9 protein-coding genes are annotated in these 12,388 nt (G+C 51.4%); 7 read left to right on the top strand and 2 right to left on the bottom strand.

The window, feature by feature from the left end; translation table 11 throughout:
* On the top strand, positions 1-911 hold a 911-nt coding region (locus AACZ40_RS23980; RefSeq protein ID WP_339676135.1), incomplete at its 5' end, for a DUF1501 domain-containing protein.
* 85 nt (positions 912-996) lie between these two features.
* On the opposite strand, the gene AACZ40_RS23975 is transcribed toward AACZ40_RS23980, so the two are convergent.
* The gene (locus AACZ40_RS23975) at positions 997-2,136 is read right to left on the bottom strand and encodes a DUF1559 domain-containing protein (protein WP_291166396.1); all 1,140 of its coding nucleotides are present in this window, start codon (positions 2,134-2,136) and stop codon (positions 997-999) included.
* A gap of 717 nt (positions 2,137-2,853) precedes the next feature.
* On the opposite strand from AACZ40_RS23975, the gene AACZ40_RS23970 reads away from it, so the two are divergent.
* Both AACZ40_RS23970 and AACZ40_RS23965 read left to right on the top strand, forming a co-directional pair.
* Complete coding sequence (locus tag AACZ40_RS23970) at positions 2,854-5,961, top strand: PSD1 and planctomycete cytochrome C domain-containing protein (protein ID WP_291166398.1); 3,108 nt, start codon at positions 2,854-2,856, stop codon at positions 5,959-5,961.
* Between the two features lie 43 nt (positions 5,962-6,004).
* Positions 6,005-7,438 (top strand): DUF1501 domain-containing protein, encoded by a 1,434-nt coding sequence (locus tag AACZ40_RS23965; RefSeq protein WP_291166400.1) that lies wholly within the window; start codon positions 6,005-6,007, stop codon positions 7,436-7,438.
* A gap of 66 nt (positions 7,439-7,504) precedes the next feature.
* Here AACZ40_RS23965 and AACZ40_RS23960 read toward each other — a convergent pair whose 3' ends face one another.
* Entirely contained in the window at positions 7,505-8,449 is a 945-nt protein-coding gene (locus tag AACZ40_RS23960) for a sugar nucleotide-binding protein (protein WP_291166402.1), read from the bottom strand.
* A 629-nt stretch (positions 8,450-9,078) separates the two neighbouring features.
* Between AACZ40_RS23960 and AACZ40_RS23955 the strand changes: the two genes are divergently transcribed.
* From AACZ40_RS23955 to fmt, 4 genes are all read left to right on the top strand, one after another.
* Complete coding sequence (locus AACZ40_RS23955) at positions 9,079-10,089, top strand: hypothetical protein (RefSeq protein WP_291166403.1); 1,011 nt, start codon at positions 9,079-9,081, stop codon at positions 10,087-10,089.
* A gap of 83 nt (positions 10,090-10,172) precedes the next feature.
* Positions 10,173-10,463, top strand: coding sequence for a hypothetical protein (locus AACZ40_RS23950; protein WP_291166405.1), 291 nt, complete (start codon positions 10,173-10,175; stop codon positions 10,461-10,463).
* 285 nt (positions 10,464-10,748) lie between these two features.
* The gene (def, locus tag AACZ40_RS23945) at positions 10,749-11,339 is read left to right on the top strand and encodes a peptide deformylase (protein ID WP_291166407.1); all 591 of its coding nucleotides are present in this window, start codon (positions 10,749-10,751) and stop codon (positions 11,337-11,339) included.
* Positions 11,340-11,458: 119 nt separating this feature from the next.
* Positions 11,459-12,388: methionyl-tRNA formyltransferase (gene fmt, locus AACZ40_RS23940; protein WP_339676129.1), on the top strand; the 930-nt coding region annotated here is incomplete at its 3' end.

The raw sequence follows: 12,388 nt of genomic DNA, 5'->3' as shown, positions 1-12,388 counted from the left end.
CGCGTGGCTTTGCTCCTAACGGTGCTGCCAACTGGTCAGCCGGTTTTCTGCCCGCCAGTAACCAGGGAACCATGATTCGACCGAATTCCAAAACACCCATTTCGAACTTATTTCCCCCTGAGAATGATTTCGTCACACGAAACAGTGATCGCGATGTTTTGCAAGCACTCAAACAGCTCAATCAACAACATCAACAGACACGCGCCGGTGATTCACGTCTGAATGCCCGCATTCAATCCTATGAACTCGCAGCCAAAATGCAGCTGCAGGCACCGGAAGTTCTCGATCTTTCAGGTGAAACGAAAAGCACGCTGCAGAGGTACGGTCTGGATTTCGTCGATTTCGAAGTACAGGAAGGCATCAGCGAAGCCGCAGAGATTGCGTATTTCGGTAGAAACTGCCTGGTGGCGCGACGCATGCTGGAACAGGGTGTGCGGTTCGTGCAGATCTGGTCGGGCGCCGATAACGGCCATCCCCGTCGCAACTGGGATTCGCACGAAGACATCAAACGCGATCACTGGCCATTAGGCCGGGGCATGTCCATTGGAGCATCCGCGTTGATCAAAGATCTGAAACAGCGGGGCATGCTCGACGATACGATCATCCTCTGGACCACGGAATTTGGCAGAATGCCCTGCAGTCAAGGCAGCAAAGGACGCGATCACAATCCGTTTGTTTTCACCAACTGGCTCGCCGGGGGTGGTATCAAAGGGGGCACGACATACGGAGAATCGGACCAATGGTCATTCAAACCCGCTGATCCGGCGAACCCCACCATGTGCTATGATGTGCATGCAACGATCTTGCATCAACTCGGTATTGATCACGAAAAACTGACCTACCGGCATAACGGCATTGATCGTCGTCTGACCGATGTCCACGGTCACGTGATCGAAAACATCCTCTCATAAGAAGAGTGTCAATAAAAAAACGAGTGACTGGTTCTGTTCCAGCCACTCGCAGTTTACTTCATCAGCAGTTGAGTCAGGGCTTCGATTATTCGAAGTTACCTTTAGTGATCTGAGCATCCAGCCAGGGACCGGAGAAGCACTCAGAAGGACGCAGTTCAACTGTACCATCTGTGTAACCTGATCCAGTACCAGAAGCCGGGAAACCAGGATTCAGGAAGCCGTCGCCGTTCAGGTCGACAATCGCTTTAACGCTGCCGTCAGCCATCAGGATATTGCAGATCTTGTTACGGCCACGACCGTGCCATGCAAACCAGTCACGTGAATCTTGCAACCACAGGAACCCGTCAGTACCAGGTGTACCAATCCGGTTCGGGTCGGGCAGTTCAACAGGAGTGGCATTCACAACATTGGTACCGGCAGGCATCAGAGCCAGTGCAGTACCATCCCACCGGGCAGGACCATCGTTGAATGACTCAGCCAGACGTTCACCCGCATCCAGAAAACCGGGAATTGAGTCAGACAGAACAGCTTCGCCCACGTCACCAGGAGCTCCACACCCCATGAAGGAAACAGCAGAAGAAGAAACGCGGGAAGAATCCAGACGACGAATGGTCAACGGCCCCAGTGAACCACCAAATCCCTTCAGACCAGAAGCTGTCACACCAGCGTTAGTCTTCGCACCGGAACGTACCAGATACCAGCTGGAAGCGTAGTTAGTACCGTAACCATCTTCCAGCAGCTTGGCAACCTGAAGAATACGAGCAGGCGTTTCTTCGGTTCCACTGGTCCAAGATCCACAAACGCCTTCACTCAGACGTGCCAGCGGAGCAGAGTCTTTGTTACTGGTGTTGGTGGCACCAATCATGTCGTTCAGCTTTTCAGATCCCAGCAGAGTGGAAGAAGGGCACAGCATCTTCTGTGGAAGACCGGCACCACTGTTAACCATGTCGGCGACCCAGCCCCAGGTGTCAGGACATCCGTCACGACGGAAGTCATAAGCACCGGTACAATAACGACCGCTGGGGTCTGTTGATGCGAAAGAATGCATGGAAAGACCGAACTGACGCAGGTTGCTTTTGCACTGCGAAGAACGTGCAGATTCTCGCGCTGCGAATACTGCCGGGATCAGCAGAGCAGCCAGTAAAGCGATGATCGAAATCACCACCAGAAGTTCGATCAGGGTAAAACCTGATCGTTTCGTGTTTTGAGCACGTGATTTTTGCATTGTGTTTCCTGTTTTTTGAAAAAGTGGTTTGTACAGTTACGCGAACAATGAAGGCTTAAGACAATTAAATTTGATTTTGAAAGAAACAGGCCATCCCCATCAGCTTGGCACTGGATGTATGAAACTGAGCTGCTTCCCCCCCTTGATCTTTTAAAACTCACTCACTTCGAATTCGACTGGATAACCAGCATCTGAAAAATTACTTTGCCGGCTGAATTTCTCAGATGGGCATACGGTATCGTGAGACTGTGAAGTTTTTTCTCCCCGTTAAGTTAAGAAGAAGTGAATAATGCGTAGCAAAATTGATCAAAACAGGCCTATTGTGAGTGTTTGATTAATATACAGTGAGGTTTCTGCAGGGAGCTTCATATAAATGTGCTGCGATTCCCCCTGCTCCAGAGAGACAAAACTTGAATTTCCTCAATCGAAGTTCGTATAATTACAAAAGAGAAAACAGGAGCCGGGCTCAGAACTCGTACTCCTAAGTCACCTGCTCAGAAAGTGTTAGTACCACAATGAGCTACCCCCACTTTGAGGAAAGTGGCGGACCGGTATTCACTCGTGTTTGATTTTGAGATCAAGAAATCATTCCGATTCACAGAAAATCCGGGTTTGCAGCCTGCCTGACCAGACTTCATGTTTTGTCAAAGCCGCCTCGCTTTTTTCCTGTAACGGTGCTGATTTCTTGCTTTTCTCTGTAGACCGAAAGAGAAGTTCATGGCCGCTCGAACGATCAATCTGTTCGCAGTCTCTAGTGTGGTAATGGTCTGTTTTCTGTCTCAAAACGTAGAGGCAGGAACGCCTGCCCCTTCCGAGCAGCCTCTAGACTTTGCGACAGATATCCGTCCTCTGCTTTCTGACGCCTGTTTCTCATGTCATGGCCCTGATCCGGAACATCGTGAAGCGGAACTCAGGCTTGATTTGAAAGAAACCGTTTTCGCAGATCACAACGGGCAATCCCTGATTGTCCCCGGCAAACCCGCTGAGAGCCTGATCTATCAACGCATGACGGCGACTGACGAAAGCGAACGCATGCCCCCCGTAGATTCGGGAAAAAAACTAACCGCTTCCGACCTCGCAAAAATTCGAAGGTGGATTGAAGCCGGTGCTCCCTGGGCCTCGCACTGGGCCTTTCAAGCACCCGTTAAGTCCGCGATACCTGCTGTCTCGAAACAGGAATTAATTCAAAACCCGATTGATGCTTTCGTTCTGGAAAAACTGGAACAGCAACAACTGTCTTTCTCCAGACCGGCAGATCGAACAACGCTTCTGCGACGGTTGAGCCTGGACCTGATCGGCCTGCCGCCGAGCATCGAGGAAATCGATTCTTTCCTGGCTGACAAAAGCACCGATGCATACCGCAAACAGGTCGCGCGCCTCTTAGCTTCCCCCCATTACGGAGAACGCTGGGGACGCCTCTGGCTCGATGCCGCCCGCTATGCCGATTCCAACGGTTATGAAAAAGATGCCCCCCGTGAAGTCTGGCTCTATCGTGACTGGGTCATTGATGCGTTGAATCAGAACATGCCCTACGATCGGTTCATCATCGAACAGGTCGCCGGGGATCTGCTGCCCCAGGCAACACAGGATCAGAAAATCGCCACTGGTTTCATGCGGAATTCGATGCTCAACGAAGAGGGGGGCATCGACCCGGAAGAGTTTCGCATGGCCGCGATGTTCGACCGCATGGACACGATCGGGAAAAGTGTTCTCGGTCTCACCCTGCAGTGCAGCCAATGTCATTCCCACAAATACGATCCACTGACACACGAAAATTACTATCAGATTTTCGCCTGTATCAACAACTCGTACGAAGCCAGCATGCGAGGCTATACCGACGAGGAACAACAGCAGCGAGAAAAACTGTTTACCGAAATCGATTCCATCGAAAGATCGCTCAAAACATCAATGCCCGACTGGCCTCAACGACTGGCCGCATGGGAAAAGCAGGTGCAGCAGAATCAACCGGTCTGGCATGTAATGAAACTGAAAAATGTCGACAGTAATTCCCAGCGTTATATGGAACAGCCCGATCATTCCATGCTGGCACAGGGTTATGCGCCTTCCCGGTTCACTTCGAACTTTGAAGCCGAGATCGATGCTTCCGAGATCACTGCCATCCGACTCGAACTGTTAAATCACCCCAATCTGCCGGCAGGAGGCCCCGGTCGCGCCATCTCCGGTCTCTGTGCCTTAACAGACATCAAACTCAACGTCGAAAATACAGAGGATGCAACACAGAAAACCACTATCAAGTTCACGGAAGCCACCGCCGATTTCAGTAATCCTCGACTGCAGCTGAATTTTCCTTACGAGGATCAAAAAGGAGTGCGCGGCTTTACCGGGCCTGTCAGCTATGCGATTGACGGAGACAACTCAACTGCCTGGGGAATCGACGCGGGACCGGGACGACTCAATCAGCCCCACGAAGCGGTCTTTCGTGCCGAGAAACCATTTGGTTACCAAGAGGGCAGTAAATTAACCATCAGCCTTGTGCAGATGCACGGGGGCTGGAACAGTGACAACAATCAGACAATGAATCTCGGCCGCTTTCGGATTTCCTGGAGCAACAGCCCGCAAGCCCAGGCAGATCCCGTCCCTGATCATGTCAGGGAAATCCTGGCGATTCCTGACGCCGAGCGAACATCCCGCCAGCAGGACCAGGTTTTCAGTTACTGGCGAACCACGGTCCCTGAGTGGAAAACAGAAAACGAACGAATTGAAGCGATCTGGAAACAGCATCCGGAAGGAACGACGCAGCTGGTCTACCAGGAACGTCCTCAGCCCCGCCAGACACATCTGCTGGATCGTGGCGATTTTCTTAAACAAAAACAGGTCGTGCAACCAGGTGTGCCGGGTTTTCTGAACTCACTCCCGACGGATGGCCCCGTGAATCGGCTGACTTTTGCCCGCTGGCTCGTCGACCGACAATCTCCGACGACGGCCCGAGCGATTGTAAACCGGGTCTGGCAGGCCTACTTCGGGCAGGGAATTGTGACGACCAGTGAAGATCTGGGATCCCAGGGCGCAGCACCGACGCACCGAAAACTACTGGACTGGCTGGCTGTCTGGTTCATGGATGAAGGCTGGGACCTGAAGAAGCTGCATACACTGATTGTGACTTCCCGAACTTATCAACAGTCATCCCGGGTCAGCCCCGCATTGTATACCAAAGATCCCTACAATCGCCTGCTGGCCCGCGGGCCGCGTTATCGTGTCGATGCCGAAATCGTGCGGGACATCGCCTTGAAAGCCAGCGGACTTTTGAACCCCGAAATCGGCGGGCCCTCGGTGTATCCGCCTGCTCCTGCTTTCCTGTTCGATAAACCAGCCAGCTATGGCCCCAAGACCTGGAACGTGGAAGAAGATGCCGACCGCTATCGGCGAGCGATTTATACATTCCGCTTTCGCTCAGTCCCGTACCCGATGCTCCAGGCATTTGATGCGCCCAACGGCGATATCTCGACCGTCAAACGTACCCGTTCCAATACACCGTTGCAGGCTCTGACGACCCTCAATGAAACCCTGTTTATGGAATGTGCCATCAGTCTTGCAGAGACAGTACTCTCATCCCCACAGGATTCTGAAGACCACCGGATAGAAACAGCGTTCCGACGCTGTGTATCCCGGTATCCCGCTGCTGAAGAAAAGCAGGTACTGACTCGCTTTCTCAACAGGCAGCGCCAATACTTCCACGAACATCCGGAAGAAGCAACGCAAATCACCGCGACAAAAAAGCTCAAAGAATCGACAACTGATTTTGCTGCCTGGGTCGCGCTTTCACGGGTGCTGCTCAACATGGATGAGACCATCACCAAAGAATAATCAAACCGATCATCAAAAAAGAAATCTGAAACAGGTGATACAGATGAATAACATAAATCATCCGGCACATCCCATCGCGCGTCGCTGGTTTCTGCAACAATGTGGTATGGGAGTCGGAGCAATCGCCGTCAATCAACTGCTGCAGGAATCTGGTTACGCCGCCGGCTCAAAGTCTGATCCATCGAAAGATCCACTGGCAGCCCGTCAGCCGCACCATCCCCCTGCAGCGAAAAATATTATCTTCCTGTTTATGGGCGGTGGACCAAGTCATCTGGAACTGTTCGATAATAAACCGGTTCTGGGCAAATTTGATGGCAAGTTGCCCCCGGAAGACCTGCTGAAAGGCTATCGGGCCGCGTTTATCAATCCGAATTCCAAATTCCTCGGCCCTAAATTTAAATTTGCAAAACATGGCGAATGTGGGGCAGAATTATCTGAGTTACTGCCTCATCTCGCAGAAGTCGTCGATGACATCGCCATCGTAAAAAGTATGAAAACGGACGCCTTCAACCATGCACCAGCCCAGATTCAGGCCCTTACCGGATCCCAGTTATTCGGCAAACCCAGCCTGGGTGCCTGGACAGTCTACGGGCTGGGAAGTGAATCGAAAAACCTGCCCGGTTTTGTCGTCTTCAGTTCCGGAAACAAAGGTCCCAGTGGCGGCAGTTCCTGCTGGGGCAGTGGCTTTCTGCCTAGCACGCATCAGGGTGTCATGTTCCGAGGCGGACAGGAACCAGTACTCTACCTGCAGAATCCACCCGGAGTCTCTGCCCAGCTGCAACGAGATTCACTGGATACGCTCAAGGCCTTGAACCAGAATCACCTTGATCAGGTGGGCGACCCTGAAATTGCCACCCGGATCAATTCCTTCGAGATGGCCTATCGCATGCAGTCCAGTGCCCCTGATGTGATGGACCTGGGACAGGAAACCAGGGAAACCCTCGAGATGTACGGTGCTGAACCGGGTAAAACCTCGTTCGCAAATAATTGCCTGCTGGCCCGCCGACTGGTAGAGCGGGGGGTTCGCTGCGTGCAATTGTTTCATGAATCCTGGGATCAGCACGGCGGGCTGGTCAGCGGATTAAAGAGTAACTGCAAAGCGACCGACCAGGCTTCAGCTGCATTAGTCAAAGACCTCAAACAACGTGGTCTGCTAAAAGACACACTTGTCGTCTGGGGGGGAGAATTCGGCCGCACACCAATGGTACAGGGGGGGAATGATGGTCGCGATCATCATCCGAATGCCTTTACCATGTGGCTCGCCGGTGGCGGGATCAAAGGAGGAACAACCATCGGCGGCTCTGACGATTTTGGCTTCAATGTCATCGAAGATGAAGTTCCCGTCTATGATCTGCATGCGACAATCCTGCATCTGCTGGGACTGAATCCGGATCGGCTCTCGTTCCGCTTCCAGGGACTGGATCAAAAACTGATCGGCGTCAATCCCGCAAAGATCGTCACAAAAATTCTGGCCTGAAATAAAAGAAAAACCCCTTATCAAAACTGACAAGGGGTTTTTCAATTTTTGGTTCCGCAACTCGTATCAGGCAGCAATTTCCTGCTCGTAGAGTCGAACGGGGGCATTGTTTAACCGGTTCAGATAACCATTGTGCTTCTGATCGAACAGACGCTGTAACCCGTCATCCAGCATCGGCATCGAAATGCTGAGTGACCGACGGATTTTGCGTGTATGCAGTGAAGTCTCGCCGTTGGCAAAACCGGTGGTCCGTTCATTTAAAACGGTCGCCCGGGGAAGCATCGGTACCGTCAGCCCGAAAGTGGCCGCCAGGCGCTGCACGAATTCGATGGGGCTGATACGTTCGCCACCAGCCACATGGAAGGTCCCCGTCAAGCGTTCCTGATACGCGTGTTCGATGATCGCTGCCAGATCTGTTGCCAGCAAAGGAGTGGCATGCCGATAACAGTCCTGACTGGAAAATGACCCGTTTTCCAGAGACTGCACCAGGCTTTCGACCTGACCCTGACCGTAAGCAGCAGGAGTCCAGCCAAACACATTGGTTCGGATAATCAGCGTGTTGTCACACAGACTGACTTCACGTTCAATGGCACGCAGCACTTCGGCCTGACGGCTTTCACAAAAACCCTGACACTCCTCTTCATGGAACATCCAGGGCCCGGTAAATACCGCATCAGAAGAAATATGTGTGAAGCGGGCTGAATGCAACTCAGCAGCATTCACCCAGTTTCGCGCTGCGAGCACGGGATCCTTTGTCGCAAACTTCTCAGGATCGACTGTCCAGGCAGAATTTGCGGCAACGCCACAATAGACCACCCAGTTGGGACGCACCATCGACAGCCAGTGCTCGGCTGTTTCGACATCGTCTTCCAGATAAGTTTGAGTTTCACATCCCTGGATGGAAACTGGTGAAGCTGAAGTTAATCCGACAACCCGATATCGACTGGATAAACAGGTTGCAATATTTGCCCCGGCAACCGTATCAAGTCCAATAACCAGAACTGTTTCCACGCCGCGCCTCCATGCTTAGACGTTGTTGTAATATCAGTCAGTAAAAGTTTCACTTTTCAAGCTCTCGCCCGGAACGAAACTGTTTGACATCTCAGTAGTTCTACGAAAGTTGTTCTCGCTAACCAATCCATTTGTTTCGCGAGGGGCGGATTATAGATGGCATTCCTGATTTTCACCAACCCCAATTTTAAAGAGAAATTCATGGTACCTGTTCGCTGTCTTTCTCACGTTTCATTTTGAGGTTTCGAGAGCAGAAAACGTTACCCCTTTCAAGAATCCGGTGGACATGCTGGTCACTTCTCCCACCTCGATTCTGCTCTGATTCCGCTGCTCATGAAAAATTATTTTTTCAAAAAACAGATTGAAAATTGAAAAAAGATTAAAGGTTTGCCGCTTTTTTATTTCATTTCATTCTTTCGTATTGACCTGATTCTGGAAAAGCAATATCTTCCCGCCGCACATTAGTGATTCCTGCGCCTGTTCTATAGGCTGGTCACTCACCTCCCACGATGATACCCCTCAATTGATTCATAAATAACACTTCGAGTTACTAATACAGTGATCTGTTGCTTGAAGAAATTCAAATCATTCAGCAACCCGTTCCCTTTCTTACAAAGATTATTGAAACCATGTCCGTCTCGCGTCATTTACCGGATTATCCGATCCTGCTGGCTGGAGTTTCGACTCCTGTCGTAAAAGGACTGTGCGAAATGGGACTGCCGGTGACAGAACTCCAGGACGATCTGGCACAGCTGCTGGGATATCAGTCAACCCGCTGGAACCTGCTGCTGGTTGGTTCGCAGAAATGCTTCAATGAGCAGGATTTGCAGACTCTCTCTCGCTGCAGAATCCCCATCATTGATCTGGCGGAATTCAATAATAAAACCGGTACCGGCCGCACGATTCCGGAACTGGCGAAGAAAGCCAACACGGGTGTCGAACAGTTCAACTCACAGTTTGTGGTTCAATTGAAAACACGTATTCAACAGTCGGGAGGCGCCTGGATCCGTCTGGGTGATTATCCTTATCCCTACCAGGGCGTGATCTGTTATGACGAATCTGCACTTGGTAATGATTTTCGAGAATTCTCAAATGTAATGAGCCCCTTACCAGTCTCGCTGGAACTACTGCATTGCAAATCGGAAGCAGAATGGCAGGCGGCATCAAATTCAGAAACTCAGAGAAAACTGCGGATTGACCTGGTCAGCAGATACCGTCAGGGGTTACCGGTATCACTGTCTACCGTCAGCTCCCGCGGAGAACTCACGCAGTTATTTCAAGACATTCATCTGGATCGCAAACAGATGTCGCTGGTCTGGGTGACTTCACTCGATACATTTTTTCGCTGGTGGAAATTGAGAAGCGAATTCTCAGTCAGTATTAACCGACTCTCCACCGGCTGGGAAACCATTATCTCTGGAAACTTTGAAGGTTTCAGCCCCGGGCTGCAGATCTGGAGAAGTCAGCATTCTGCCACGGTTGCCTTAAACCGGGGGGTGAATGAAATCAGAGATGACCTGACAGCATTCTCCAACAACTCCGGACGCCATCCCGGCGGATTTACTGCACATTGGGCGGGAGTCTCTTCCAGCCTGATTCCATTTGATTTCAAAAATTTCGCAGCAGCTGCTGCTTCGTAAAAAACTGATTTTCCCCGATGAAAGCTTGATTTCAGCGATAGAATTTTTCTCTCGCTATTTTGTAGAAGAAAAGGATTGAACTCATGAAACGTTTCGGAATTACGATGCTGGGTCTTGCGTTGATCGCCCTGACAACAGGTTGCCAGTGCGGAAGATATGGCTCATGTGGCAGCTGTAATTACGGCCCCACAATGGCACCTTTCAGTGGTGGCGGCTGTTCAACCGGTAATTGCGGTGTTGGTGCTCCTACTTATGCACCTCAGGGAGCCTACAACACTTACGATACCTATCAGTCAACCGCCGGTGCACCAGTAATCCAGGGATCTGTACCTACCACAGCATACGCTCCCCTGGATCCACTGCCGATGTATTAACGGTTTCCGGGAATTCACTACTCCCGGGCGCAATGTCAGCCCGGCCTGGTTCAGGCCGAGTGGCCGGTAAAATTGCGCCCCGTACTGATCCCGGTCCGCGCGGCACAAAATACTGCAACAAAGCAATTGTTCGCGGACATATGGATTGTATCTGCAGTTCAGCCTTGATATACAGGTATTAATGGTTATCCGTCATCAATGCTGCGCATACCTTGCGTACAAAATGATGGTCTTTGGTTTCAAGAACTCCGTCTGTATATCATACCCTGCCGGGTATCTGCTATTATGCCTGCTTTGCAAATCGTCAATTATCCTCATCCGGCCCTTCGCTGGAAATCCAAACCTGTCAAAAGCATCACACCCGAGTTGCGCGATATCGTGCGGAACATGTTTGATCTCATGTACGAAGCACGCGGCATCGGCCTGGCTGCCAATCAGGTCGCACTTCCCTATCGCCTGTTTGTGATCAATCTCACTTCGGATCCCAATGAAACCGAAGAAGAATTTGTGTTCATTAACCCGGAGATCACGAAACGCAAAGGGACCGCCGAGGGGGAAGAAGGCTGCTTGAGTCTGCCGCAGGTTTATGGCGATGTGAAACGTTCGGAAGAAATCACTGTCGAAGCTTATGATCTGGATGGTCAGCTGTTTGAAATCACTCTGGATGATCTCGCAGCGCGGGCCGTGCAACATGAACATGATCATATTGAAGGCATCATGTTTCCTGATCGGATGGTTGAAGCCAAACGCAATGAAATTGATGTTCTGATTGCCGATTTTGAAGCAGAATTTCGCCACAAACAGGAAACGGGAGAGTACCCGTCTAATGAAGAAATTCGCAAACAACTGGCGCAACTCGAACAGGAACTGGGCTGAGACCTTAGCGCCTGTGTCATCGTTCAAGGTGCATTCCGTTTACTCTTCAACTGTGGGTCCAGCCCGAACTCTTAGCTGCAATTATTTTCCTGAACGATCCGCAATGAGGAGACACCACAGTGGCATTAAAAGTGGTCATGATGGGCACCGGCACTTTTGCCATCCCTGCATTCCAGTCGCTCATCCAATCACAACATGAAGTGCTGGGCCTGTATACGCAGCCTGATCGCACCGGTCGGGGACATCATCGCCATAAAAACCCGATGAAAGAACTCGCACTGGAGCATGAAATCCCCGTTTTCCAGCCTGCGAAAATTAATACACCAGAGTCCCTGGAGGAACTTAGCCAGTTGCAGGCAGATGTACTGCTCGTAGCCGCTTATGGACAGATCCTTTCTCAGAAACTGCTGGATCTGCCCCGCCTGGGTGCATTCAATCTGCACGCTTCGCTTCTACCCGCCTATCGGGGTGCTGCTCCGATTCTTTATGCAATTCGTAATGGAGAGACCCGCACCGGCGTTTCCCTGTTTCGGATCGAACGGACCCTGGATTCCGGTCCCGTCGCAGCCATGGTGGAAACGTTAATCAACCCGAAAGAAACCACCGGCATGTTACAGGATCGCCTGGCGGAACTGGCTGCGCCCCTCGCCATGGAGGTTCTGGATCAGATTGAGCAGGGAACACTGGTTGAAACCCCACAGGATCATGCAGCCGCCACGTTCGCTCCCACACTCGACAAGCAGGAAGGCGCCATCGACTGGAATCAGTCCGCCGAGCAGATTGCCTGCCATGTACGGGCCATGCAACCCTGGCCGAGCCCGTTTTCGTTTCTGCTGCAGTCCGGACATGAACCACTCAGATTACTGATTCTGGATGTCGAAAAACTCTCCCCGGCCGCACAGGAATCACTGGAAATGGAACCTCAAGTATTGGATGTCGAACCAGGTACGGTCGTTTTCAGCAATACCAAACGCGTGGTAATCTGCACAGGAGAGGGGCTGCTGGAAATCAAACAGATCCAGCCCCAGGGGAAACGCGCCATGGAAATC

The organism is uncultured Gimesia sp. (assembly GCF_963972345.1).
Taxonomy (GTDB): domain Bacteria; phylum Planctomycetota; class Planctomycetia; order Planctomycetales; family Planctomycetaceae; genus Gimesia.
This window is presented reverse-complemented; position numbering and strand designations above follow the sequence as displayed.

What these genes read in the sequence shown, in the direction of transcription:
- AACZ40_RS23950 (WP_291166405.1), top strand. Translation starts at nt 10,173, where the DNA reads ATGAAACGTTTCGGAATTACGATGCTGGGTCTTGCGTTGATCGCCCTG.
- AACZ40_RS23970 (WP_291166398.1), top strand. Translation starts at nt 2,854, where the DNA reads ATGGCCGCTCGAACGATCAATCTGTTCGCAGTCTCTAGTGTGGTAATG.
- AACZ40_RS23955 (WP_291166403.1), top strand. Translation starts at nt 9,079, where the DNA reads ATGTCCGTCTCGCGTCATTTACCGGATTATCCGATCCTGCTGGCTGGA.
- def (WP_291166407.1), top strand. Translation starts at nt 10,749, where the DNA reads ATGCCTGCTTTGCAAATCGTCAATTATCCTCATCCGGCCCTTCGCTGG.
- AACZ40_RS23965 (WP_291166400.1), top strand. Translation starts at nt 6,005, where the DNA reads ATGAATAACATAAATCATCCGGCACATCCCATCGCGCGTCGCTGGTTT.
- AACZ40_RS23975 (WP_291166396.1), bottom strand. Translation starts at nt 2,136, where the DNA reads ATGCAAAAATCACGTGCTCAAAACACGAAACGATCAGGTTTTACCCTG.